20 protein-coding genes are annotated in these 24,412 nt (G+C 57.9%); 12 read left to right on the top strand and 8 right to left on the bottom strand.

The features are described 5' to 3' along the window. Positions 1-58 precede the first annotated feature (58 nt). The 3 genes from K7H09_RS02770 to K7H09_RS02780 form a co-directional block, all read right to left on the bottom strand. Positions 59-1,339 (bottom strand): ABC transporter substrate-binding protein, encoded by a 1,281-nt coding sequence (locus tag K7H09_RS02770; RefSeq protein ID WP_138799371.1) that lies wholly within the window; start codon positions 1,337-1,339, stop codon positions 59-61. 29 nt (positions 1,340-1,368) lie between these two features. Beyond that, positions 1,369-2,499 carry an ABC transporter ATP-binding protein gene (locus tag K7H09_RS02775; protein WP_138799372.1) on the bottom strand — a complete coding sequence of 377 codons (1,131 nt, stop codon included), beginning with the start codon at positions 2,497-2,499 and terminating at the stop codon, positions 1,369-1,371. 114 nt (positions 2,500-2,613) lie between these two features. Beyond that, a complete protein-coding gene (locus tag K7H09_RS02780) occupies positions 2,614-4,032 on the bottom strand; it encodes a sigma-54 interaction domain-containing protein (protein ID WP_138799373.1) in 1,419 nt (472 codons plus the stop codon). Positions 4,033-4,254: 222 nt separating this feature from the next. Between K7H09_RS02780 and speB the strand changes: the two genes are divergently transcribed. From speB to K7H09_RS02800, 4 genes are all read left to right on the top strand, one after another. Further along, a complete protein-coding gene (speB, locus tag K7H09_RS02785; RefSeq protein WP_230803479.1) occupies positions 4,255-5,205 on the top strand; it encodes an agmatinase in 951 nt (316 codons plus the stop codon). Positions 5,206-5,309: 104 nt separating this feature from the next. Then, positions 5,310-6,692, top strand: a complete 1,383-nt coding sequence (locus K7H09_RS02790; protein ID WP_230803481.1) for a YjiH family protein — start codon at positions 5,310-5,312, stop codon at positions 6,690-6,692. Between the two features lie 10 nt (positions 6,693-6,702). Beyond that, positions 6,703-8,361, top strand: a complete 1,659-nt coding sequence (locus tag K7H09_RS02795) for a 5-guanidino-2-oxopentanoate decarboxylase (protein ID WP_230803482.1) — start codon at positions 6,703-6,705, stop codon at positions 8,359-8,361. A gap of 9 nt (positions 8,362-8,370) precedes the next feature. Further along, entirely contained in the window at positions 8,371-9,816 is a 1,446-nt protein-coding gene (locus K7H09_RS02800; RefSeq protein WP_230803483.1) for an aldehyde dehydrogenase family protein, read from the top strand. A gap of 28 nt (positions 9,817-9,844) precedes the next feature. On the opposite strand, the gene K7H09_RS02805 is transcribed toward K7H09_RS02800, so the two are convergent. Then, positions 9,845-10,774: a hydroxymethylglutaryl-CoA lyase gene (locus K7H09_RS02805; protein WP_230803485.1), complete on the bottom strand. Its 930-nt coding sequence runs from the start codon at positions 10,772-10,774 to the stop codon at positions 9,845-9,847. Positions 10,775-10,784: 10 nt separating this feature from the next. Beyond that, positions 10,785-11,990 (bottom strand): CaiB/BaiF CoA transferase family protein, encoded by a 1,206-nt coding sequence (locus tag K7H09_RS02810; RefSeq protein WP_230803487.1) that lies wholly within the window; start codon positions 11,988-11,990, stop codon positions 10,785-10,787. Between the two features lie 148 nt (positions 11,991-12,138). Between K7H09_RS02810 and K7H09_RS02815 the strand changes: the two genes are divergently transcribed. From K7H09_RS02815 to hpaI, 5 genes are all read left to right on the top strand, one after another. Next, positions 12,139-13,038 (top strand): LysR family transcriptional regulator, encoded by a 900-nt coding sequence (locus K7H09_RS02815; protein ID WP_022521899.1) that lies wholly within the window; start codon positions 12,139-12,141, stop codon positions 13,036-13,038. A gap of 309 nt (positions 13,039-13,347) precedes the next feature. After that, positions 13,348-14,328 (top strand): TRAP transporter substrate-binding protein, encoded by a 981-nt coding sequence (locus K7H09_RS02820; RefSeq protein ID WP_141440629.1) that lies wholly within the window; start codon positions 13,348-13,350, stop codon positions 14,326-14,328. Between the two features lie 141 nt (positions 14,329-14,469). Then, complete coding sequence (locus K7H09_RS02825) at positions 14,470-15,012, top strand: TRAP transporter small permease (protein WP_141440630.1); 543 nt, start codon at positions 14,470-14,472, stop codon at positions 15,010-15,012. Then, positions 15,009-16,304: a TRAP transporter large permease gene (locus K7H09_RS02830; protein ID WP_009287487.1), complete on the top strand. Its 1,296-nt coding sequence runs from the start codon at positions 15,009-15,011 to the stop codon at positions 16,302-16,304. Before K7H09_RS02825 ends, K7H09_RS02830 begins: the two co-directional genes overlap by 4 nt. 22 nt (positions 16,305-16,326) lie before the next feature. Further along, complete coding sequence (gene hpaI, locus K7H09_RS02835) at positions 16,327-17,097, top strand: 4-hydroxy-2-oxoheptanedioate aldolase (protein ID WP_141440631.1); 771 nt, start codon at positions 16,327-16,329, stop codon at positions 17,095-17,097. A gap of 14 nt (positions 17,098-17,111) precedes the next feature. On the opposite strand, the gene K7H09_RS02840 is transcribed toward hpaI, so the two are convergent. From K7H09_RS02840 to K7H09_RS02850, 3 genes are read right to left on the bottom strand one after another with little or no spacing between them, the layout of a single operon-like run. Continuing rightward, on the bottom strand, positions 17,112-18,536 hold the full coding sequence (locus tag K7H09_RS02840) for an FAD-binding oxidoreductase (RefSeq protein WP_141440632.1): 1,425 nt from the start codon (positions 18,534-18,536) through the stop codon (positions 17,112-17,114). Further along, complete coding sequence (locus K7H09_RS02845) at positions 18,536-19,837, bottom strand: L-fuconate dehydratase (protein WP_141440633.1); 1,302 nt, start codon at positions 19,835-19,837, stop codon at positions 18,536-18,538. Before K7H09_RS02845 ends, K7H09_RS02840 begins: the two co-directional genes overlap by 1 nt. A 46-nt stretch (positions 19,838-19,883) precedes the next feature. Then, a complete protein-coding gene (locus tag K7H09_RS02850) occupies positions 19,884-21,047 on the bottom strand; it encodes a fumarylacetoacetate hydrolase family protein (RefSeq protein WP_141440634.1) in 1,164 nt (387 codons plus the stop codon). A 237-nt stretch (positions 21,048-21,284) separates the two neighbouring features. Here K7H09_RS02850 and K7H09_RS02855 point away from each other — a divergent pair, with 237 nt between their 5' ends. The 3 genes from K7H09_RS02855 to K7H09_RS02865 are packed head-to-tail and all read left to right on the top strand — an operon-like array spanning position 21,285 to position 24,237. Beyond that, the gene (locus K7H09_RS02855; protein WP_141440635.1) at positions 21,285-22,049 is read left to right on the top strand and encodes an SDR family NAD(P)-dependent oxidoreductase; all 765 of its coding nucleotides are present in this window, start codon (positions 21,285-21,287) and stop codon (positions 22,047-22,049) included. Next, positions 22,046-23,047, top strand: coding sequence for a 4-hydroxythreonine-4-phosphate dehydrogenase PdxA (gene pdxA / locus K7H09_RS02860; RefSeq protein ID WP_141440636.1), 1,002 nt, complete (start codon positions 22,046-22,048; stop codon positions 23,045-23,047). Before K7H09_RS02855 ends, pdxA begins: the two co-directional genes overlap by 4 nt. Next, complete coding sequence (locus K7H09_RS02865) at positions 23,044-24,237, top strand: four-carbon acid sugar kinase family protein (protein WP_141440637.1); 1,194 nt, start codon at positions 23,044-23,046, stop codon at positions 24,235-24,237. The genes pdxA and K7H09_RS02865 overlap by 4 nt, the downstream gene beginning before the upstream one ends. Positions 24,238-24,412 lie beyond the last annotated feature (175 nt).

Below are 24,412 nucleotides of genomic sequence, written 5' to 3' on the forward strand. Positions count from 1 at the left end.
CGTACCGCACGTTGGAAAAGCCGGGGCATGCCCCGGCGAACAGTCAAATGGCTAACGATTAGCGGGCGTAGCGGCGCAACACGCTGTCGGCTTCCTGCTGCGCCTGGCTAAGCGCTTCTTGCGGCGTCATTTGACCGGTGAGTGCCGCCTGCACGGCGTTATCCAAGGCGCGGCGAATACGGCCACCCTGGTAGGTGGAAAGCTCCGCCGTGCCATGTTCAAGCTGGTCGCGGGCAACCGCGGCGGGTGGGAACTCTTTCACATAGCTTTGCAGCGCGTCGGTTTCGTAGGCGGCGGGGCTAACGCCCATATAGCCGGTTTCAATCGACCAGGCAGCGGCTCTCTCGGGAGCGGTCATCCAGCGAATAAAGGTCATCGCCGCGCGCTGCTCTTCTTCAGTGGCATCTTCAAAAATGTAGAAGTTGCCGCCGCCGGTAGGGCTGCCGCGCTGGGTTTTCATCGGCAGCATGGCGACGCCAAAATCAAAATTGGCTTCGCTGCGTACGGCGGTCAGGTTGCCCGTGGTGTGCCACATCATTGCCGTGGACTCTTCCAGGAAGTTCTGGCGCAGGGTGCCCCACTCAATGGTGCCGTCAGGCATGGCATTGTGCTCGGTGGCCAGCGATACCCAGTACTCCAGCGCTTCAACCGCTGCGGGATCGTCAAAGTAGACCTCGGTGCCATCTTCGCTCATTAACCGATGGCCGTTCTGAAAGGCGAAGGCTTGGAACATCCAGTAGGGGTAGCCAGTCGACGGCACCATCACGCCCCACTGCTCGCCGTTGGAGGCTTCGCGCACAGTCGCCGCCATCTCGGCCATCTCTTCCCAGTTTTCCGGGGGTGTTTCGGGGTCTAGGCCAGCGGCTTCAAAGGCGTCTTTGTTCCAGAACAGTACGATTGTGGAGCGCTGGAAGGGAATGCCGTAGGTTTTACCGTCCAGTTGGCCATTTTCCATCAGCCCTGGGTAGAAGCCATCGAGCCATTCGCGCTCTTCATCGGTTTCGATCAGGTCGTCAAAAGCGACGATGGCATTCTGCTCAATCAGCTCGTATAGATCGATGGAGAACATGACCGACAGCTGCGGTGTATCACCCGCTTCCATCGCCGACATGGCGCGCACGCGGGTGTCGTCGTAGTTACCGGCGTAGATCGCTTCCACATTGATATCGGGGTATTCGCTCTCAAACTCTTCCACCAGATTATCAACAACGTCGGTGAGTGCACCGCCCACCGCGACCGGGTAGTACATGGTCAGATCGACGCTATCCGCGTTTACCTGGGCGGCGCTTAACAAGCCCGCTGCCAGGGCGGTCATTGCAAAAGGGGTACGCAAACACATAAGAGACTCCGCAAGTGTCAATACTGCTGTCAGTGTTGGAAAGAGCCCACCGCCGGTGGACGAGGAACGCTTCGAGATGAGTTGGGAAATGGGGGCGGCGTCAGGTCATCCCGCCGCAGGCCTTCGGCATCGAAAAGGTGTGTATTCTGTGGAGTCCAATAGAGGCTGCATGGCTGGCCTGTCAGTGCCTGCTTGCCGCTAAGCCGCACGCGTAGGGTGTGCGATCCCACCGCGACATAAGCAATGGTGTCCGCTCCAAGATACTCTTCACTTAATACGTTAGCGGGTACGCCGGAAGCGGGTGCGATTCGCAGTTCGATATCTTCCGGGCGGATGCCCAAGTGTCCACCAGCGGCATCCAAGGGGGCTACGGGGGTACTTGGTTCGCCTTCGATAACGGCGCCATTCTCACCGGCCACTAGGGGCAGCAGGTTCATGGCGGGGCTGCCAATAAAACTGGCGGCAAAAGCGCTAGCGGGGCGGTTATAAAGCTCGTCCGGGGTGCCGTCCTGAACTATTTTGCCGTGCTGCATCAGAATCACACGATCGCCCATGCTCATGGCTTCCACCTGGTCGTGGGTGACGTAGATAACCGTCATATTCAGGCGGCTTTGTAATGCTTTGATTTCCCGGCGCATGTCGCTGCGCAGCCGGGCGTCCAGGTTGGATAGCGGTTCATCCATCAGGCAGATCGGGTGTTCGGAAATAACCGAGCGCGCCAAAGCAACCCGCTGGCGTTGACCGCCGGAAAGCTGGGCAGGTTTGCGGTTCAGATAATCGGTTAAATCAACCAGTTCGGCCACCTTGGCTAGCCGCTCGCGCTGCTCGGCTTTGGGTACCTTGCGGCTGCGCAGGCCAAACACGATATTGTCAGCCACACTCAAATGCGGAAACAGCGCGTAGGACTGAAACACCATGCTCAGCCCACGGTCGCCGGGCGGCAGGTGTGTGACGTCGCGCTCGCCGATATGTATACGTCCGTTGCTGGCCTCTTCCAGGCCCGCGATCATGCGTAGCGTGGTGGATTTACCGCAGCCTGAAGGGCCGAGCAGAATGACAAATTGCCCAGGCGTGACATCGAAGGAGATTTCATCGACGGCAGTGGTCGCGCCCCAACGTTTAGTGACGCGCTCCAGGCGAATACGCGATTGGTTTGACATAGCACACACATCACCGGCTGTTGGTTGTTATTGGTTCAGCTTGTGTTGAAGGTGTTGCCGTTTCATGACACTTACATGGATGGTTGATGACACCCGCTGTGTCAAGATAAAAATTCACTTGGTCACTTTAATGCCATAGCGCTGAAGCCTGCGCACCACACTGGATTGGCTGATGCCCAGCCGCTCGGCAATGGCATAGGTGCTGGGGAGTGTGTTGCACAGCTCTTCAAGCGTTTCACGCTCCAGCCGCGCTAGGTACTGCTTGAGGGTTTCCTGGGGCTCGAGTGCTACTGCCGACCTTGCTGGCGAGGCGCTCGGCAAGTTGGCCGGGAACTGTTCGGCGTGAGGGAGTGCGGCAGGCTCTTCGATTTGATCGGTGGGGCTGGAAAGCCAAGCTCTCTCTAGCCAGTTCTCCAGCTCGCGGACGTTACCCGGCCATTCGCTGCCCATCAGTGTCGACCAAACGCGGGTATCAAGAATTTTTTGCCGCCCGTAGCGCTGGTTGAGCCGGTTTAAACACGCTTCAACCAGGTCGGGGATATCCTCCCGGCGGTCACGAAGTGGCGGCAGGGTGACCGGGATCACATTGAGGCGGTAGTAAAGATCCAGACGAAAAAGTCCTGCTTCTACTTGCTTGCCCAAATCCTGGTTGGTCGCCACGACCAAGCGAAAATTGACTTTGCGTGATCGGGTGTCACCCAGTCGGGTCAAGCTACCGTCCTGAATCACCTTGAGCAGTTTGGTTTGCATTAGCAGCGGCAGCTCGCCTATTTCATCCAAAAACAGCGTACCGCCCTCGGCCTGCTCTAACAGCCCGGCTTTGCCCTGGCGGGCGGCACCGCTGAAAGCGCCGGGCTGGTAGCCAAACATCTCGGACTCAAACAGATTCTCTGGAATCGCCGCGCAGTTAACGTCGATAAAGGGGCCGTCACAGCGCTGGCTCCAGCGGTGTAGCTGCTTGGCAAAGGCGGTTTTACCCACACCTGATTCACCCAGCATCAGCACATTGGCATCCGAAGGGGCGACCCGCTTAAGCAGCAGCGCAATTTCACGCATCACGCTGCTACGCACCTGCAAATTGTCCAGGGCGTCATCCAACGCCTGCTCTTCCGCGTCTGGCGCTGCCTGACTGCGCTTTAAGTGTTCGCTAAAGCGTTTTTGCAGCAGCGCATATTCGTCCTGCAGTAACTGCAAGTCGGTTAAATCCCGCGAGCGGCTGATAATGCGCTCCAGCTTGCCGTCGACGAATACAGGATAGGCTTCGGCAATCACCCGGCGGCCTGTTCCGGTGACCTGCATAAGCTGTGCAGGCCGGCGGGTGCGCATCACTTCCATGGTGATGGAGGGTTTGAGCACCCCGGCCGCTTGCAGTTGCTGCACACTGCTGGAGAGCAGCTCTTCTCTGGATACCCCGTAAACCGCTTCTGCTCCTGGGCTAATATCCACTATTTGCCCATCGCCACTGACGATAAAGAAGTGGTCGTTTGCGGTCTCCACAATGGTTCGCAGCACACGCCTGTCTATTTCACTCATCGCAGCCAACTCCTCTGAGTGATTCATTTATGAATCTTTGATACAAAAATGAATTAAAAAAGCCTCTAGTTGATTCATTTTTGCATCGTTTGGTCGCTAATCCCACCACTTTATAGGCATCTACGACTTGGCATGGTCTGTGCAATGACTTTAGAAGAGTAGTGAAAAGAGCTAGGCCAATACCTACACCGTGCTCACCGCCAAAAATATAAGGAGATGTGTATGTCGGAGTTTAATCAGCCCTTGGGCGGAAACACCATGCCGCGCTTTGCAGGCCCTGCCACCATGATGCGCCTGCCCACCCAAGAGACAGCCGAGGGTTTGGATGCGGCATTTATTGGCATTCCCATGGATATCGGCACTTCAAACCGCCCCGGCACGCGGCTTGGACCACGCCAGATTCGCGATGAGTCGCGTATGCTGCGCCCTTACAATATGGCGACCCGCGCCGCGCCCTTTGAAAGCTTGCAAGTGGCCGATATCGGTGATGTGCCTATCAACACCTTTCATCTGCCGAAAAGCGTCGACATCATCACCGCCTTTTACGATGACGTGCTGAAACATAACTGCATTCCGCTGACCCTGGGCGGGGAGCACACCCTGACGTTGCCAATTCTTCGCGCCATGGCCAAAAAGCACGGCCCGGTGGGGTTGATTCATATCGATGCTCACGCCGATGTCAATGAGCACATGTTCGGTGAGCCAATTGCCCACGGTACGCCGTTTCGTCGTGCCCAGGAGGAGGGGTTGCTGGCCCATGGCAAGGTAGTGCAAATCGGCCTGCGCGGTACCGGCTATGCCGCTGAGGATTTTGATTGGTGCCGCGATCAGGGCTTTCGCGTCGTTCCCGCCGAAGAGTGCTGGTACCGCTCGCTAGCGCCGTTGATGCAGGAAGTGCGCGAGCAGATGGGCAATATCCCGGTGTACATCAGTTTCGACATCGACGGCCTGGATCCTTCTGTTGCCCCCGGTACCGGCACGGTGGAAATGGGCGGGCTGACCTCTAGCCAAGGATTGGAGCTGGTTCGCGGTGCCGCTGGGCTGAATATTGTCGGTGGCGACCTGGTGGAAGTATCCCCACCTTATGACCCCAGCGGCAACACCGCGCTGATGGGCGCCACGCTGCTGTATGAAATGCTCTGCGTACTGCCGGGCGTTAAACACAGCGAGTGACGCCGACCAAATAGCTAACAAAGAAATAGCGACTAAATAAAAAAGTACTGACCTAGTTACGCCGCCAGCCCACCTCCAATAATCACTTCCAATGGGTGAACCCTATGTCGTATAGCAACGTTAAATCGGAACAGCCGACTTCGTCGGCACCGATACCCCGCGCGCACTTACTGAAATTTATCATTCCATCGCTAATTGGGGTGCTGCTGTTTCTCGTCCCTTTTCAAGTCGGCGATACCATTAACATCGGCATGGGTCTAATGGCCGATAGCCTGCAAACTCTGCTGGGCTCGGCGCTGCCAGCTATTGCGGTAGTCGTACTCTGCCTGTCGGTGGTAGCGACGATTTACGCCAAGCTAGCTAACCCTGCCTGGGCCAAAAAAGGCATGCTACATGAAATGTTTCATGTCGGTTCAGTGTGGTTGGTGATGCGCGTTTTAGGCGCACTGTTTGCTGTGATGACCTATTTTCAGTTTGGGCCTGAGTTCGTCACTGCGTCCTTTACCGGTGGAGTGATGCTCAATGATCTGGCGCCGGTACTATTAACATTCTTCTTCTTTGCCGCACTCCTACTGCCATTTCTGGTCGAGTTTGGCTTTATGGAGTTCATCGGCAGTATGGTACGTAAGCCGTTTCGGGTGATTTTTAATTTGCCGGGACGCAGCGCTATCGACGCCACCGCCTCATGGATGGGATCGGGTACCGTCGGTGTGCTTATCACCACGCAGCAGTACGAGCAGGGCTATTATAATGGTCGTGAAGCTTCGGTGATTGCCACCAACTTTTCCGTGGTGTCGATCGCGTTTGCGCTATTGGTCACCAGCTTTGTCGATATTAATCACCTGTTTGTGCAGTTCTACTTTACGGTGGTGGTGTCCGGGTTGATCGCTGCGGTCATCGTGCCGCGCCTGCCGCCGCTGTCGCGCAAGTCCAATGACTACTACGAGCCAGTGGGCTGCCAACTGAACGAGGAGCGAACTGAGAAAGTGGGTCTGTTCCGTTACAGCTTGATTCAGGCCACCAATCGCGCCGCTGGAGCTCCCGGGCCCCGTGAGCTGGCACGTTTGGCGCTCCTCAACGTGATGGATATTTTCCTCGGCTTACTTCCTCTGGTGTTTGCCATTGGTACGGTAGCGCTGATTCTGGCGGAGTTTACCCCGCTATTTACCTGGCTTTCCTACCCCATGGTGCCGGTGCTTGAGCTGCTGCGGATTCCTGAAGCAGAGGCGGCGGCGCCTGCCACTCTGGTGGGCTTTGCCGATATGTTCCTGCCCGCGGTGCTGGCGACCAATATCGAAAGCGAACTCACCCGTTTTGTGATTGCCTGCCTGTCGCTCACCCAGTTGATCTACATGTCGGAAATCGGCGCGTTGCTGCTCAAGTCGAAAATCCCCATCAGACTCTGGGAGCTGGTCGCCATCTTCCTGCTGCGTACCGCCATTACGCTGCCGATCATTGCCTTTATGGCCCATACGTTTTTCTTCTAAGGGGCCTTCAATGAACGCTGATGCAACGAATACTGATGCAACGAGCAATCAAGCGGCGATGACCTGTGCCGAGTTATTGATCCGCCTGCTGCGCGATACTTACGGGGTACGTGCCCTGTTCGGCATCCCCGGTGTGCATACGGTGGAGCTTTATCGCGGGCTGGAAGGCAGCAATGTGAGACACGTTACGCCACGCCATGAGCAGGGCGCCGGGTTTATGGCCGACGGCTATGCCCGGGCAAGCGGCCAGCCGGGGGTGTGCCTGATTATCACCGGCCCGGGGATGACCAATATAGCGACCGCCATGGGCCAGGCCCTGGCGGACTCGATCCCTATGCTGGTGATCTCCAGCGTTAACCGTCGCGATACGCTGGGCATGGGCCAAGGGCGGCTGCATGAGCTGCCCAGCCAGCAGCAGATGATCAGCGGCGTAGCACGATTCAGCCACACGCTGTTGGACGCCAATACGCTACCCGAGGTGCTGGCCCGGGCCTTTGCCGTGTTCAAAGGCGCGCGCCCGGGCCCGGTGCATATCGAAATCCCCATCGATCTGTTCAATGCTCCAGTGAACGTGCCGGTGAGTTGGCAGGCGCCTAGGCTTTACCGCGCCGCGCCTGATCCAGAAGGGCTTGCCGAAGCCGCCCGCTTGTTACACGCGGCGAAGCAGCCTCTGGTGCTATTAGGCGGTGGCTGTGTGGGATCACCAGAGGCGGCCCGAGCGCTGGTAGAAAAGCTCGATGCTCCCACGGTAACGACCATTAACGCCAAAGGGCTGCTAGGCCGCGACCATCCGCTGGATTTGGGGGCTAATGCAGCCCTGCCCGAAGTGCGTGAATTGGCGGCCAATGCCGATGTGATTCTGGCCATAGGCACCGAGCTAGGTGAGACCGATTATGATGTGGTGTTTGATGGCGGCTTTCACCTCGACGGCACGCTGATTCGTATCGATCTCGATCCAGAGCAACTGGTGCGCAACCAGCGCACCACGCTTGGACTGGTGGGCGATGCTGGGCGTAGCCTTGGACTTCTGCTTAATCACTTCCCCGAGCCACTAAACCACCACGGCGCGGAGCGAACCGCTGCCGTATTGAGCGCGCTGAACCTTCACAACGACTCGGCCTTTAGCGACTTTGTGCCTCTGTATGCAACGCTTGCCGAGCATCTACCCGAGGCCATTTTGGTAGGCGATTCCACCGCGCCGGTGTATGCCGGTAACCACCTGGTCAGCCAGCCGGCGCCCAGGCGCTACTTCAATGCCTCAACGGGCTACGGCACATTGGGCTATGGGCTGCCGGCGGCGCTGGGCGCACAGCTTGCGCGAGCGGATCTGCCGGTGGTGGCACTGGTGGGCGATGGCGGGGTGATGTTTACGCTCTCGGAAATCGCAACCGCCGTAGAAGAGCGCCTGCCCGTGGTGATTGTGCTGTGGCACAACGCCGGCTACGAAGAGATCCGTCGCTATATGGATGCCAACGGTGTGGCGCGCCTGGGCGTGGATATTCAGGCGCCCAACTTCCTCACCCTGGCCGAAGGCTTTGGTTGCCCCGGTGTGCTGGTAGAAAGCCCCGCCGAACTTGCCAGAGCGCTCGCCAACCATGAAGCGACCGGGCCTCTACTGATCGAAATAGACGCCGCTGCCTGGCAGCGTGCGTGCGACTTTTCTGACTAGGACATTTCCATGCAGTCAATCAGCCAGCAGTTTATCAACAACCAGTGGGTGCCCTCGAGGGGCTCCCGCCTGCTCGACGTGATGAACCCCTATCGCGAAGTGCGGATTGCCCAGGTAACCGCCGGGGATGCGGCGGATGTCGATGCTGCCGTCAAAGCCGCCAAGCAGGCGCAGCCCGCCTGGCAGGCGCTGGGCGGCAGTGCACGGGCAAAATACCTTGACGGGTTCGCCGATGCACTGGTAGCCCACCGAGACTCGATTATCACGCTTTCGGCGACCAACAACGGCAAGCCGCTGGCGGAAGCGGGTATTGACCTCGGCGACGCGATTGCCTGCTATCGCTACTACGCCGGGCAGGCCAGGGCGCTGGATGCTCGCCAGGGCGAGTTGGTCAGTGTGGAGATGGCGGGCGTTGAAGCGCGCACTTATCACGACCCCGTGGGCGTGGTAGGGCTGATTGCGCCGTGGAATTTTCCGCTGGTAACCAGCGCCTGGAAGCTGGCGCCCGCCTTGGCGGCGGGTTGTACCGCGGTGCTCAAACCGTCGGAAGTCACGCCGCTCCCCGAACGGGTGCTGGCGGAGATCGCGCTGGAGATTGGCCTGCCCGCGGGGGTGCTTAACCTTCTAAACGGCGACGGTGAGGGTATCGGTGCACCGCTGTCCCATCATCCTGATGTGGATAAAATTTCCTTTACCGGCAGCAATCGCGTCGGTGAAGCGGTGATGCAGGCGGCAAGCGCCCGTACCGCCAGCGTTTCTCTGGAACTGGGCGGAAAGTCGCCGATTCTGGTGATGGAAGATGCCGATCCCGGCCAGGCCGCTGACTGGGTAATGGCGGGTATCTACTTCAATGTCGGCCAGATCTGCTCGGCGACCTCGCGTTTATTGGTGCATGAAGACGTAGCCGAAGCCCTTTATTCCGCGCTTGCCGAACGTATGGATGCGCTGACGCTGGGCGACCCGCTCGCCGAAGGTACCGACTTAGGACCGCTAACCAGCGCCAAGCAACGCGACGCCGTGCAGCGCTATCTGGATCTGGCCGAACAGGAAGGGCTGACGGTCGTGCGCGACGGGCAACACCGCACGCTGCCCGCTCAAGGCTACTTCCTGGCGCCCACGCTTTACCGTGATGTGCCTGTGGAAAGCCGCCTGTGGCAGGAGGAGATTTTTGGCCCGGTGCTCTGCGGCCACAGCGTAGCAAGCGAAGCCGAGGCGATTCAGCTTGCCAATGACAGTGCATATGGCCTAGCCGCCACGGTGATCAGCGGCAACCCCGAGCGGGCAAAACGCATTGGCCGTCAGCTCAAGGCGGGCAGCATCTGGTACAACAGCGAGCAGCTAGTACTACCTGAAACCGCCTGGGGCGGCTTCAAGCGCAGCGGTATTGGGCGTGAACTAGGCCCTTGGGGGCTAAGTGCTTATCTGGAAGTGAAGCATGTGATTGGGCCTGCCTAACGCTTAGGCGTGAGCTTTAGGCATGAACTTATGGCATCGCATAACGCCGAGTCGATTTCCCGGCTTTTACCACCTGCCCCGGCACATCATGGCCGATAAGGTCGGGAAGGGTGGCGGCGACTTCAAGCAGTGCATCCAGATCGACACCGGTATCGACGCCCATGGCTTCAAACATATGCACCAGGTCTTCGGTGCATACATTACCGCTAGCGCCGGGGGCGAAGGGACAGCCGCCCAGCCCACCTAGTGAGGCATCAAAGCGGCTAATACCTGCTTGCCACGCCGCCAGGGCGTTAGCCAGCCCCATGCCGCGAGTGTTGTGGAAGTGCAGAGTGAACGGCGTTTCCGGCCAGCGCTCAAGCACGGCTGCGCACAGGCGTTTGACCTGGGCAGGGTTGGCCATGCCGGTGGTATCGCAGAGCGTGACGCCCTGAATGCCAAGGTCGATAAGCTTCTCAACCAGTTCCAACACCCGTGCTTCGGGTACTTCGCCCTCAAACGGGCAGCCAAAGGCGGTGGAGAGCGAGGCGTTGATAAACGCACCGCTGACTTTGCTGACCTCCAAAATCGCCGCGAATTGTTCAAGGGATTGCTCTGGCGTCATGCGCAGATTGGCCAGCCCGTGGCTGTTGCTGGCGGACATCACCAGATTGATCTCATCCACTTGGCAGGCAAGCGCTCGCTCGGTGCCTTTTACATTAGGCACCAGCACGGTGATATCGACCCCTTCACGACGCTGAATGCTGGTGACTACGTCGGCGGCATCGCGTAGGTTGGGAATTGCTTTGGGTGAAGTGAACGACGTTGCTTCAATACGTCGTAGCCCGGTGGCGGAGAGCGCGTCGATCCAGCGGATTTTGTCTTCTGTGGGCACAAAGCGTGCCTCTATCTGCAGGCCGTCCCGGGGAGCAACTTCGTTGATCTCTATCTTGGCGGGGCATGGTGATAACTGGCTCATAATAAACTTCCTAGATTATGCCCGCTTGGCGCAGTTTGGCTCGGGTTTCATGGTCAATGCCCAGCTCATCCAATACGTCGTCGGTATGTTGGCCAAGCGTGGGGCCGCCGTCGCCCAGCCGCCCAGGGGTAGCGCTCAGTTTGGGCAGTACGCCGGGTACTTTTAGCGGTTTACCGTTGGGGCGAGTGAACGTTTGAATCATCTCCCGCGCCAAATAGTGGGGATCAAAGGCGATATCTTCCGCCGTGTAGGGGTAGCCTGCGGGCACACGGGCTTCATCCAGCGCCTGTAAAATGGCATCCCGTGGGCGCTCTTCTGTCCAGGACTGAATCGCGGTATCAATCACCTCGGCTTGCTGGCTGCGCCCATCGTTGTGGGCCAGTGCCGGGTCGTTGGCGAGATCATCACGACCAATCACGCCCATTAAGCGTTTGAAGATGCTGTCGCCGTTACCAGCAATCAGCACGTAATCGCCGCCCTGGCAGCGGTAGGCGTTTGAGGGGGTAATGCCGGGCAGGGCGCTGCCGCTGGGTTCGCGAACCTGGCCGCTGGCATCGAACTCCGGCAGTAGGCTCTCCATCATTGCAAATACCGACTCATATAGCGCGACGTCGATCTCTTGGCCCAGGCCGCTGCGGTTGCGCTCCTGGAGCGCCAGTAGCGTGCCAATCACCGCGTAGAGCGCGGAAAGCGAGTCGCCGATGCTCACCCCCACGCGTACCGAGGGTTCTCCCGGCTGGCCGGTGAGGTAACGCAGCCCGCCCATGGCTTCGCCAATCACCCCAAAGCCGGGCTTATCGCGGTAAGGCCCCGTTTGCCCGTAGCCGGAAATATGCACCATGATTAAGCGTGGGTTGAGTTGGGAGAGCGCTTCCCAGCCTAGCCCCCAGTTGTCTAAGGTGCCGGGGCGGAAGTTTTCCACCACTACATCGGCCTCGGCTGCGAGCTGGCGCACCAGGCCTTGCCCCTCTTCGCTGCGTAAATCTAACGCGACCGAGCGCTTGTTGCGGGTTTGGACGTGCCACCACAGCGAGGTGCCGTCTTCAATCATTCGCCATTTGCGAAGTGGGTCGCCGGTGCCGGGGGGCTCGATTTTAATCACGTCGGCACCGAATTCGCCCAGCAGTTTGGTGGCGAAAGGCCCTGCAATCAGTTGGCCAAGCTCAAGTACTTTTAAGCCCTGTAGCGGAAGCTGGCGCGCTTCGGAAGCATTCATTAAGGCTCTCTCTTATCATTGAGTGTTCACTATTAGCCAGCATGCGTGAGCTAATCAGGGGCGACAATTAGGCAATGGGTAACAAAGGGTTCGTGGCTGGCGAAGGTGTGGGCTACCATAGGGAGCTTGCTTTCAAGGAGTTCGTAGGATGCGCCGCTTTGATTTTGTCACCCTTAAACTGTTTATCTCCGTGGCGGATGAAGGTCGACTGACGGCGGCGGCGGAGCGTGAACACTTAGCTCTCGCCGCGGTGAGCAAACGCATAAGTGACCTGGAAACGTTGGTCGGCACCACGCTGCTCTATCGTCGCCCCAGAGGTGTAGAACTGACTCCCGCAGGTCAGGCGTTTTTGCATCATGCCCGACGTATTATGGATAACATTGAACGCCTGCAGGCCGAGCTCAGCGAGTATGGCGAAGGCGTCCGCGGCCATGTGCGTATCCACTCCAATACTTCGGCGATCATTGCCTTTCTTCCCCAGGATCTCAGCGCCTTCTCACGCCTCTACCCGGAAATCAAAATTGATCTTCAGGAGCGGGTCAGCAGCGAAATTATCGCTGCCGTTCGCGACGGACTGACCGATATCGGTATCTTTGCTGGACATGTCGCGGCGCCCGACCTTCAACAGCTCTCCTATCGACAAGATCGACTCGTGTTAATGACTCCTATCGATCATCCTTTGGCTGGGCGTGAAAGCATCGCCTTTAATGAAGCGCTAGCTTTCGATTTTATCGGCTTGCAGCAGGATGCCTCGCTGCAGTCGCTGTTGAACGAGCAGGCTAACCTAGCGGGTAAAGCGCTGCGAATGCGTATTCAGGTACGCAGCTTCGATGCCATTTGCCGCATGATCCACCATGGTATGGGTGTTGGCGTACTGCCTGAGCAAACCATCTATCGTGATCTGGGAGACTTACAGCTTAAAAGTATCCCGCTTAGCGATCCATGGGCTCAGCGCGAACTGGTGATTGGCATGCGTCGCTATGCCTCGTTGCATGTGACTGCCCGGCATTTGGTGGATCACCTTACCCAGAAAGAGGATGAGCAATAGCTCAAGAAATTCTCCTTATGGCTTCGTGGTTTGAGAAAGCAAAGCTCCAATAGCTACCCTTTCAATGGCCTAAAGCAAGCTAAACAGTGGTTGATTAAAGGAGCTCGGTATTCATCTTTGGTCGTACGGCCGTGATGGAATGGATTTAAAAGCCCGTTATAGCAGCGTTTCTAGCCATCGTGTTTTACGAAGTCAGCCTTCTTGAACGTCGATTTGAGCCCTTGGGATGCATGTTTCAAGATCACGTAAGCGTTACCTGAAAGTTACAAGAACCACACCCAATAACGACAACCGTAGAGAGTCTATCCCATGCGGAAACAACTGCTTGCCACGCTGGCTACCCTAGGCATGCTAACGACGGCGCCGTTCGTCTTGGCGAATCCTATCGAAATCCAAGTTAACAACACCATGAGTGAGGGCGGTTCGGAAAGCGCAGCGGTGGAGCGCTTTGCTGAGTACTTAGAAGAACAGGCACCGGGTCGTTTCGATGTTCGTCCCTTCCTGGCGGGTTCATTGGGCGGCGAAAATGCCGTTTTGGAACTACTGAACCTTGGTCAAACCCAGCTCTCTATCACTGGCGGTAACTGGCGCCAGCAGTACGCGCCTGAATACGATGCCATTACTGTGCCCTTTGTGTTCTCAACCTGGGACGAAGTCGATGCCTATATGGAGAGCCCCTCCGGCCAGGCGTTGATTGAAAAGGCGGAGAGTCAGGGCGGCCTTAAATACTTCGGCACCCAGCACCGCGGCCCGCGCCACATGACCGCCAATAAAGCCATCGAAACCCCGGAAGATCTTGATGGTTTCCGCATGCGCCTTCCTGCGCTGCCAGTATGGATGGAAGTGTGGGAAGAGATCGGCGCCCAGGTCGTCAATGTGCCCGCTCCCGAAATTTACCTTGCCATGCAAACGGGGCAGGTTGATGGTCACGAGAACTCGCTCTCATCGCCCTATACCCGCCGTCTATGGGAAGTACAGGATCACATCATTATGACCAGCCATGTTCAGTTTCCGTGGAATTGGGTGGCAAGTGCGCGCTGGTGGGAAGGGCTTGAGTCAGACGACCAGGCATTGATCGAAGAGGCCATTCATGTCGCCCGTGAGCATGGCACAGAGCGTGAACGCGAACTCGATGAGTACTACCTGGAAGCGCTGCAGGATGAAGGCATGACGATTATTGAGCCTGATATTGCCGCCTTCCGCGAAGCCGCGCTACCGGCGATTGATCGTGTCATGGCCGAAATGGCCGACGGCGTTCGTGAAGACGCCTTGGGTAACCAGAGCGAGTAACCCTCCTTTGGCAGAAATAGCGGCGGCCCACTGGGCCGTCGTTGTTCTTCAAGATAAATAGGTTTTGCAAGACAAGAAAGTTTTATAAGACACCTAAGTTTTCATAACCGAAAAAAAGACGTCAGGGTAAGGAGTTCTGCTGTGGAAGACGCTGTAGCGCCCAGCCAAGGGCCGGATCGAATCGCTTTCTATACGCTGCGCGGCGTCACCCGCCTGTGCGATGGGGTAGGCGTGGCGTTAATGGCGGCCATCCTGCTATTGATCGTGGCGGCGGTCATTGCCCGCGACTTGTTGGGGCTGGGCATGCCCTGGACCGAAGAAGTAGCGTCTATGTTAGCCATCTACGCGATTGGCTTTGGCTCGCTATCGGCGTGGGTGCGCAGTGAACACCTGGTGGTCGATCTGTTTAGCCACAAGCTTTCCGGGCTGGGTAAGAATATTCAGTATCGGTTTACTGCACTGGTTTCCTGCGGTTTTTTTGCGCTTGCTGCTTGGGGTGCATGGATCATGTCGGACATGAGCGCCAACAATAAAACCGTCTCGTTAAGTATCAGCTTCAGCTATCTCTATTACGGCATCTTTTTCAGCTTTGTGGGCATGGCGCTGATTGCCCTTTGGCAAACTTTGCGCGGCCCGGTGGCGTGGTTGGAAACGTCCCATGAAGAGGAGGCTTCTCAACCATGACCGAACTACTGATTTTCGTCGGTGGCCTGTTAGTACTGATGGCCATTGGTTTGCCTGTGGTGGTCGCCATTGGCGTGACCTCCTTTATCGCCCTGGTGGCTACTGGTACCGGTGGGCTGCCCGTTGAGTTACTGCCGCTGCGCATGGTGCAAACGCTCAATAACTTTACCCTGCTGGCGATACCGTTGTTTATTCTGGCCGCCAACATCATGAATATTGGCTCCACCACCACGCGTATTTTCGACTTCGCCACCGCGCTGGTGGGCTTTACCAAGGGCGGCCTGGGTCACGCGAATGTGGTGGCTAGCTCCATTTTTGCCACTATGTCGGGCACTGCCGTTGCCGATGCCGCAGGGCTTGGCAGCATTGAAATCAAAGCCATGAAAGAGCGTGGCTATGCGCTGGATTACTCCACCGGTGTTACCGCTGCTTCCAGCGTTATTGGGCCGATTCTGCCGCCCAGTATTGCCTTGGTTGTGTACGGCTGGTTAGCCAATGTGAGCATTGGCGGGCTGTTTATGGCGGGGCTACTGCCGGGTATTTTGATGGCGCTGCTGCTGATGGGGATGACCGTGCTACTGGCTGCCAGTGGCAAGGTGGTGATGCCCAAGCCCACACCCTTTGATGCCTGCGAAGTCGCCCGCACCGGTAGGCGTGCCATCTTGCCATTAATGATGCCGGCGATTATCGTCGGTGGTATTTGGGGGGGGTTCTTCACACCCACCGAGGCGGGGGCTATTGCCTCGCTCTACGCGGTAATTCTAGGCGGGCTGATCTACCGTGACTTGAACTGGCGAGACCTCTATAACGCTTTCCGCCGTACCCTGATGTTCAGTGCAGTGATCCTGCTGATTATTGCGGTCTCCAGCTTTTATGGCTGGATCCTGGTGCGTATGGGGATCCCTCAGGCGTTGGCGGGGCAGGTGGCCAGCATCGATATGCCAACGATCCTGCTGTTGCTCTGCTTTGCGCTGTTCTTCCTGCTTATCGGCTGCTTTATGTCGGTGATTGAAAGCATACTGATTTTTACCCCGATTGTGGTTCCCGCGGCGCTAAGTGCCGGATTAGACCCCGTGCATTTCGGTATTGTGATGGTGATCACGCTTTCAGTAGGGGTTATTACCCCGCCCTTTGGCACGGTGCTGTTCCTGATGGTGGGCATCACACGGTTGCGCTACGGCCAGGTCGTCACAGCGATCATGCCGTTCTTACTGCCGATTATCGCCACCATTCTACTGCTCATCGCCGTGCCGGGGCTGGCTACTTGGCTGCCAGACGTTATGGGGTATTGATGTTGATGTAAAAGGAAAGCGAATGAAAATGCCGCACAACACGTTTAAGCAGCAACTGCTGGCGGGACAGCCCCAAACGGGGATTTGGCTCGGCTTGGCGAGCGCCTACACCGCGGAGATTGCCGCCACGGCAGGCTTTGATTGGCTGCTGCTTGATGCCGAGCATGCTCCCAACGATGTATCGAGCCTGCTTGCCCAACTACAGGCACTGGCCCCCTATGGCAGCCACCCGGTGGTGCGCCCGCCCACCGGGGATACGGTGCTGATCAAGCGCTACCTGGATATTGGCGTTCAGAACCTGTTAATCCCCATGGTGGAAACGGCTGAGCAGGCTGCCCAGCTGGTGGCGGCCACACGCTATCCACCCGGCGGTAGTCGCGGCGTTGGTCATGTGCTGGCACGCGCCTCGCGGTGGGGGCAGGCAGAAGGCTACCTCTCCCGCGCCGATGACGAAATCTGCCTAATGCTGCAGGTAGAGAGCCCCCAGGCACTTGCCAATCTGGAGGCAATCGCCGCAGTAGAAGGTGTCGATGGGGTGTTCATTGGCCCGGCGGATTTATCGGCCTCAATGGGGCACCTGGGCAACGCCAGTCATCCTGACGTCACCGCGGCGATTAACGATGCCATCACCACAATACGTGCGGCAGGAAAGGCCGCAGGTATCGTGACGGTGGATGAGCAGGCAGCCCGCGGCTATCTTGCTGCGGGCTGCACCTTTGTTGGGGTGGGTATCGATGCCCTGCTCTATGCCAATGCCCTGCGCGGTCTGGCGGAGCGGTTCAGGCACGAATGAACAAAGCGTCGGGGTTACTCTACGGCAGGCAAGATCCTGCCTGGATTCATCAACCCCTTGGGGTCGAACAGCGCCTTAACGCCGCTGACCAGTTCCCGCTCAACAGGCGATAGCCGTGCCAGGTAGGGTGCCTGCTTGGTGCGGCCAATGCCGTGCTCGGCGCTGATGCTGCCGTTGAAACCGTCAAGTACCTCAAACAGCCGCTCCTCCAGGTCGTGCAGGTGGGCTTTCTTATCGCTATCCGCCATTGCCGTGGGCGGTAGAATGTTGAAGTGCAGATTGCCGTCGCCCACATGCCCGTAGGCAATAATTTCGCACTCGGGTGATGCTACCATCACCACCTCGCTTGCCCGGGTAACGAAGTCGGGTATCGCCGAGATGGGCACCGAGATATCGGTACGCAGGTGCTCTCCGCGCCGCCGCTGGCCTTCCAGCATGCTTTCGCGGAACTGCCATAGCTGGGCGGATTGGGTGTCGCTGGAAGCCAGCGCGCCATCCAGCACCAGCTCGCGCTCCATGCCGGTTTCCAGCAGCGCTTCCAACATCGAACCCAGATCCACTGGCCCCGTGGCCGCGACTTCCATCAGCACGTACCAGGGGTACGCGTCTTCAAGCGGGTCACGCAGCTCTGGCGTTGCTTCAATCGCCAGCTCGATACAGCGGCGAGGAATCAGCTCAAAAGCCGTCAGCAGGTCGCAGCACTCCCGGCGCGCCAGACCATACAGGTCGATGACCGCCTGGACGGAGGGCAGCCCCAGTAGAGCAGTCCGGTTCTGGGTAGTGCGTGGTGAAAGCTTTAACACTGCGCCCGTAACAATACCCAGCGTACCTTCACTACCGAGAAACAATTGCTGAAGGTCGTAACCACGGTTGTCCTTGTGCAGCGCATTCAGGCTTTCCCAGACGCACCCATCGGGCAGCACCACTTCAAGCCCCAGCACCAGCTCGCGCATCATGCCGTAGCGGAGTACGTTAAGCCCGCCCGCATTGGTGGCAATATTTCCACCAATCTGACAACTGCCTTGGGCGCCCAGCGAGAGCGGAAAGTCACAGTCATGATCAAAAGCTGCCAGCTTGACGTTCTCAAGGATGCAGCCAGCGTCTACGGTAATGGTGAAGTTAATCGGATCAATGGCGCGCACGCTATTTAAGCGCTCAAGACTGATCACCAACTCCTGACCGTTGGCGGCGGGCAAGGCGCCCGCCACCAGACCGCTATGGCCGCCCTGTGGCGTCATCGCGATTCCTTGGGCGTAGCAGCGCTTTACCACCTCGGCGACTTCTTCCGTGTTAGCCGGACGGGCCACCGCCAGTGGTGTGCCCAGCGTATCTCCCGCCCAGTCGCTAATGTAGCGCGCTATGGCGTCTGGCTCGCGCAGCAAGCCTCGCTCGCCGAGCAGGCTGGTTAGCTCATTTAGAAAGGAGGTGGTGTCTGTCATTACTTCTCTTCCTTCCAGGCCGCGCCCTCGGGGAAGCGGTGCTGTGCTTGGGATTCTGCGTGCATGGCGATACTGTAACCTGGCGCTTCAGGCACTTGGTAGCGGCCACGGTTGATTACTACCGGGTCGATAAAGTGTTCGTGCAAGTGATCCACATACTCAAGCACGCGACCTTCAAGGCTGCCGGATACCGCGATATAGTCGAATAGGGAGATATGCTGGGTGTATTCGCAAAGACCAACGCCACCGCCGTGGGGGCAAATCGGCACTCCGAACTTAGCGGCCATCAGCGTTACTAAAATCACTTCGTTAAGCCCACCCAAACGTGCCGCATCCAACTGGCAGTAGTCGATGGCATCCGCCTGGAAGAACTGCTTGAACATCACTTTGTTTTGACAGTGCTCGCCAGTGGCGACGCCGATAGGCGCAACCCGGTGGCGGATTTCGGCGTGGCCGAGAATGTCGTCAGGGCTGGTGGGCTCTTCTATCCATAGCGGGTCAAATTCGGCCAGCCGACGCATCTTGGTGATCGTCTCGTCGACTTCCCACACCTGGTTGGCGTCCATCATCAGCACGTTGTCCCAACCGATCTCTTCGCGTAGCAGCGCCGCTCGGCGGGCATCCTCTTCAATGTCGCCGCCAATCTTCTGTTTGAAGTGAGTCCAGCCTTCGGCCAGCGCTTCACGCGCCAGACTGCGCACTTTCTCGTCGCTGTAACCCAGCCAGCCCGCTGAAGTAGTGTAGGCGGGGTAGCCATCGTGGCGCATTTCGGCTTCGCGGGCTTCTTTGCCGGAGGCCTGACGGCGCAGCAGACAGATCGCTTCTTCCGGCGTTAGCGCGTCGGTGACGAAACGGAAATCAAGGCAGCGCACCAGCTGTTCCGGGGTCATATCCACCAGCAGCTTCCACACCGGCTTACCTTCGTTTTTCGCCCACATATCCCACACGGCGTTGACGATGGCGGCGGTGGCTAGGTGAATTGCGCCTTTATCGGGGCCAATCCAACGCAACTGGCTGTCGCCGGTAATTTCCCGCCAGAAGGTGCCCATGTCGTCGGTCATCGACTCAAGCGTTCGTCCCTCGATCAGCGGCGCTAGGGAGTGCAAAGCGGTAACCACAATCTCATTGCCGCGGCCAATGGTAAAAGTTAAGCCGTGCCCCTCGGGGCTGCTGTCATCGGTGTGCAGGATGACGTAGGCGGCGGAGTAGTCCGGCGCGGCATTCATGGCATCCGAGCCATCCAGAGAACGCGAGGTGGGAAAACGAATATCCTGGATCTCGACGCGAGTGATGGTTGTCATTGTGCGCTCCTAGGCTGTGATATGAGTGGCGTATGGATTGTTAGAATCAGCGGCGCGCTAAGTGGCGCATCAGTTCGCGAATACCGTAGGTCCAGGGCGGCAATTGATCGCTTCTGCCTACCCGGTTGACCAGGGCGCCCAGGGCCGGGGTGGTGATGGTGACGCGATCACCCAGGTGATGGGTAAAGCCCTGGCCTTCCCCGTCGCGATCCTGAATGGGCGAAAACATGGTACCGAGGAACAGCATAAAACCATCCGGATATTGGTGGTGGTCGCCGATGGTTTGGTTTACCAAGTCCAGCGGGTCGCGGCTGATCTCGCGCATATCGCTCTCGCCCTGGAGCAGGAAGTCGTCATCCTCCCCCTCAATACGCAGCGATACCTGGCAGTTGCGCACGCTGTCGATATCGAAGTGGTCATCAAACAGGCGAATGAAGGGGCCAATGGAGCAGGAGGCGTTGTTATCTTTTGCCTTACCTAACAGCAAAGCGCTGCGACCTTCCACATCGCGCAGATTAACGTCGTTACCCAGAGTCGCGCCGCGCACTTGGCCGCGGCTATCTACTGCCAGGACAATTTCCGGCTCGGGATTATTCCACTGCGAGGACGGGTGCAAGCCCACCGGGGTGCCAAAACCGACTGATGAGAGCGGCTGGGCTTTGGTAAATACCTCCGCATCGGGGCCGATGCCGACTTCCATATATTGCGACCACCCACCGCGCGCCTGAAGCGCTTTTTTAAGCGACATCGCCTCTTCAGAACCCGGCGCAATCTTGGAAAGGTCGGTGCCGATCAGTGCCTGCAGGTCGTTGCGCAGCTCCACCGCTCGTGCCGGGTCGCCGCCCGCTTGCTCTTCGATCACTCGCTCTAACAAACTCACAGCGAAGGTGACGCCGCAGGCTTTAACGGCCTGAACATCGCAGGGGGCTAGCAGGTAGGGCGCTTGTGGTTGGGGTAACTGAGAGTTTTCCAGCAGTGCCTCGACACTACCTAGGTTGGGGCCTTCCGCTTGCTGCACTACCGCTTGTAGGTCGTCGCGTTCCAGCAGGTCAGCCATGGTGGGCCCATAGGCGGTAATGTCGATCACCTGACCGTTGTTGACGGTCACTAGCGCGGGGCCAGGATGACTGCCCTCCAACCAAACGCGGCCAACCAGCAGCGCGTTACCCCGGTCGGCGGGAAGTGTGTCCGTCGATGAAAGTGGATTCATGTACTTCTCCATTCGCTCTTAGAATTAGTTTTAATCGTTAGCAGTGGTAGGCGACTGGCGCTAAACACGCCATCGCCTATCATGTTATAGATGTCGCTTTGTATGACAGGTATGCCAGTTCATTGCTTACTTTAGCGCACCGCTCCATTTCGGGTCGATAGTTAAATCTATCTAGAGGACGACGGTTTCGCTAAGTGTGGCTCTCACAATAAAAGCAAAAGTGTTAAGGAGAATTTCATGTTAGACGAGTGGAACGGTAAGCGAGTACTTATCACCGGTGCTAGCCGTGGCATTGGCGCGGCGGTTGCGAAACAGCTGGGGGCGTTGGGAGCGCACGTAGCGGTGCACTATCACAACAGTGAAGCGCCCGCTGAAGCGGTGGCTAAGGCGATTCGCGATGCGGGTGGGGACGCCTTTACCGTTAAAGCAGACGTCAGCCACACCAGCGAGACCCAAAAACTCGTCGACGATGCCGCCGAGCGTCTGGGCGGTTTAGACCTGTTGATCAATAACGCGGGGGACATGATGGGCCGGGTTGGCTTAGATGAGATGGACGATGACCAATATGACCGGGTCATGGATCTCAATGTCCGTTCAGTGATTATGGCTAGTCGGGCGGCGCTACCGCATTTTCGCCACGCAGGCGGTGGCAATATTATTCACACTACCTCGATTGCCGCACGTAATGGCGGCGGGGGAGGCGCTGGACTATACGCCTCAGCAAAAGGTTTTGTGAGCACGATAACGCGAAATATGGCCAAGGAACTTGCCGGGGATAATATCCGCGTGAATGCTGTGGCCCCCGGTACGATTGCGACCGATTTTCATGAGCGCCACTCAAGCGATGCTCATCTAAACGCAGCTCGGGCATCGATTCCCATGGGGCGTTTGGGCACGGCGGAAGAGTGCGTGGGCGCGTACGTTTTTCTGGCGACCGATACGCTCAGTGGCTATGTCACTGGTCAAATCATTGAGGTCAACGGCGGGCAGTTAATGCCATGAATAGCTCCCCACGCTGTTATGAAATTGCGATCACCATGGGCGACCCTGCTGGCATCGGCCCTGAGATTATTTGCCGCGCGCTGAGTGCTATGTCAGCCACCGAACGTGCCACGGCGATGGTCATCGGTGACCCGGCTATTTATCGCCGTGCAGCGGCGAGTGTTGGTGCTGTACTTGAGTTCGTGCCAGTGGAGCAGGCAGAGAGCGATAAGGATTGTGTGGCGGTCGGTGTGGTCGAGGTGCCGGAAGGCGTTGAGATTGCTGATGGTCAAATTAGCGCCGGTGCGGGTGATATGGCGTTTCGCTGCGTTCATAGAGCCGTGGAATTGGTGCAGGCGGGGCGGGCGCAGGTGATTGTCACCGCCCCGCTGAACAAGGCGGCGTTACATGAAGCCGGGCACCATTACGATGGCCACACCGGAATGTTGGCATCGCTGACCGGTGCGCCCTCGTCGTTTATGCTGCTGGCATCTGAGACGCTCTCGACGCTACATGTATCCACCCACGTGTCGCTACGTGATGCGATCGACCGAGTGACCCCTGAACGCATCATTGCCACCGTTGAAGCAGGACACGCGCACTTGCTCGCGTTGGGCATGAAGGCTCCGCGCATTGCCGTGGCAGGCCTTAATCCGCACTGCGGTGAAGGAGGGATTTTTGGCGACGAAGATAGTCGCTGTATCGCCCCAGCGGTGGAACGCTTGCGGGAACGGGGTTTTGATGTGAGCGGGCCGATCTCTGCGGATACGGTGTTTTACCGCGCTTCGAAAGGCGAGTTCGATTTGGTTATTGCCCAGTATCACGACCAGGGCCATATCCCCGTCAAACTGATTGCTTTTGATACCACGGTCAATGTCAGCCTTGGCTTGCCGCTTCAGCGCACCTCGGTGGATCACGGCACTGCCTTTGATATTGCCTGGCAGGGCAAAGCCGATGCCACCAACATGGGATCAGCGATTGCCTATGCGCGACGGTTAGCCAGTGGCGCCAAGGCATGAGCGGCTGCCGATTGGCGATTATTGCCGATGATCTTTCGGGCGCGCTGGACACTTCAGCACCCTTTGCCGCGCGAGGCGCAGATGTCCGCGTGGTGATTAGCCTGGAGGCATTAGCGACAACGCTAGAGGCATGGCAAGGCCAGTGGCCAGAGGTCATCGCCGTGAATACCCAGTCTCGCCATCTGCAATCTGAGGAGGCGGCGCTTCGGGTAAGCGAAGCAGTGCGTTTGCTCACGCGAGTCGCGCCGCAGGAGTGGTTCAAGAAAGTCGATTCAACCCTGCGTGGCCAAGTAGTCGCAGAGTGCACAGCACTGCGGGAAGCGCTTGGCTTTCCCCTGCTGCTGGCTCCCGCGGTACCGGCCCAGGGGCGAACAGTGCGTAATGCCGAAGTGTGGGTGGACGGCATTCCACTGGCTGATACCACCTACCAACAGGATGCCCTCTCAACGCCCCTGATCGGCCCCATTGATCAGGCATTTTCCGTCAGCGGGCGACCGCTGCAGCGCTATCGCTTTGGTCAGGGCGTTCAACTCCCTAACGGGGACTGTATCGCCGATGCCCAAAGCGACGAGGAGCTTGCTGCGCTCTATCAGCTCGTGTCGAGTGCTGGCTGCCGCCGAGCAATGGCGGGGGCTGCGGGGCTGGCAACGGCTATCGCCCAGCGTTTTTTCGGGCGGCCTGATGCACCATTTCGAGCGTTGAATAGCGTAAATACAGTGCTTTATGCCATCGGTTCTAGAAGCCCTCGTGCTGCCGAACAGCTCCAACAGTTGCGACAATACGTGCCCGGTTTGGCCGTGATTAAAGCGTGTACCGAGCCCTCTGCTACACCTTGTAATAGTAGCCCGGCCTTAGGGACCTATGTGGTCGTGCCCGGAGAGAGTGAGGAATGCACGGCAAACCAAGTCGCCGAGTCGATGGCTTCCAAAGTGGCCGACCTTACGTCTGCCTGGCGGGACGATGATCCGTGTTTGCTATTTTTAACCGGCGGGGATATCGCCATGGCCGTATTGACCCAACTGGGGGTGAGTTATATCTCTGTCGAGACGGAGTGGTCACCCGGGGTGGCACTAGGGAGTATGGATGGCGATAGGCGAAAGCGAGTGATGACTAAAGCAGGTGGCTTTGGCGATCCTCAACTGCTGGTGCGCTTATACCATCAGTTCGCTCCACGGCTTGAATCATCATAGGCACTACTAAAATCGTTACCTGGATAGTTGCGCGATTGCGGGCAGCCAACTAAGTTTGAAGCTGGTGGTATGACACGTATATAGCACTATGATCGGTTACGTTGGTTGCCGCCGCTTAAAAAATAACCAAATACATCACAATAAATAGCAGCAAATCACACTATCCAACAACAAA

Origin of the sequence: Halomonas sp. IOP_14 (assembly GCF_021021315.1) — a bacterium.
Lineage (GTDB): Bacteria > Pseudomonadota > Gammaproteobacteria > Pseudomonadales > Halomonadaceae > Vreelandella > Vreelandella titanicae.

Bases quoted from the DNA above. Each gene is read 5' to 3' on its own strand.
- K7H09_RS02770 (WP_138799371.1), bottom strand. From the start codon at position 1,339: ATGTGTTTGCGTACCCCTTTTGCAATGACCGCCCTGGCAGCGGGCTTG.
- K7H09_RS02775 (WP_138799372.1), bottom strand. From the start codon at position 2,499: ATGTCAAACCAATCGCGTATTCGCCTGGAGCGCGTCACTAAACGTTGG.
- K7H09_RS02780 (WP_138799373.1), bottom strand. From the start codon at position 4,032: ATGAGTGAAATAGACAGGCGTGTGCTGCGAACCATTGTGGAGACCGCA.
- speB (WP_230803479.1), top strand. From the start codon at position 4,255: ATGTCGGAGTTTAATCAGCCCTTGGGCGGAAACACCATGCCGCGCTTT.
- K7H09_RS02790 (WP_230803481.1), top strand. From the start codon at position 5,310: ATGTCGTATAGCAACGTTAAATCGGAACAGCCGACTTCGTCGGCACCG.
- K7H09_RS02795 (WP_230803482.1), top strand. From the start codon at position 6,703: ATGAACGCTGATGCAACGAATACTGATGCAACGAGCAATCAAGCGGCG.
- K7H09_RS02800 (WP_230803483.1), top strand. From the start codon at position 8,371: ATGCAGTCAATCAGCCAGCAGTTTATCAACAACCAGTGGGTGCCCTCG.
- K7H09_RS02805 (WP_230803485.1), bottom strand. From the start codon at position 10,774: ATGAGCCAGTTATCACCATGCCCCGCCAAGATAGAGATCAACGAAGTT.
- K7H09_RS02810 (WP_230803487.1), bottom strand. From the start codon at position 11,990: ATGAATGCTTCCGAAGCGCGCCAGCTTCCGCTACAGGGCTTAAAAGTA.
- K7H09_RS02815 (WP_022521899.1), top strand. From the start codon at position 12,139: ATGCGCCGCTTTGATTTTGTCACCCTTAAACTGTTTATCTCCGTGGCG.
- K7H09_RS02820 (WP_141440629.1), top strand. From the start codon at position 13,348: ATGCGGAAACAACTGCTTGCCACGCTGGCTACCCTAGGCATGCTAACG.
- K7H09_RS02830 (WP_009287487.1), top strand. From the start codon at position 15,009: ATGACCGAACTACTGATTTTCGTCGGTGGCCTGTTAGTACTGATGGCC.
- hpaI (WP_141440631.1), top strand. From the start codon at position 16,327: ATGAAAATGCCGCACAACACGTTTAAGCAGCAACTGCTGGCGGGACAG.
- K7H09_RS02840 (WP_141440632.1), bottom strand. From the start codon at position 18,536: ATGACAGACACCACCTCCTTTCTAAATGAGCTAACCAGCCTGCTCGGC.
- K7H09_RS02845 (WP_141440633.1), bottom strand. From the start codon at position 19,837: ATGACAACCATCACTCGCGTCGAGATCCAGGATATTCGTTTTCCCACC.
- K7H09_RS02850 (WP_141440634.1), bottom strand. From the start codon at position 21,047: ATGAATCCACTTTCATCGACGGACACACTTCCCGCCGACCGGGGTAAC.
- K7H09_RS02855 (WP_141440635.1), top strand. From the start codon at position 21,285: ATGTTAGACGAGTGGAACGGTAAGCGAGTACTTATCACCGGTGCTAGC.
- pdxA (WP_141440636.1), top strand. From the start codon at position 22,046: ATGAATAGCTCCCCACGCTGTTATGAAATTGCGATCACCATGGGCGAC.
- K7H09_RS02865 (WP_141440637.1), top strand. From the start codon at position 23,044: ATGAGCGGCTGCCGATTGGCGATTATTGCCGATGATCTTTCGGGCGCG.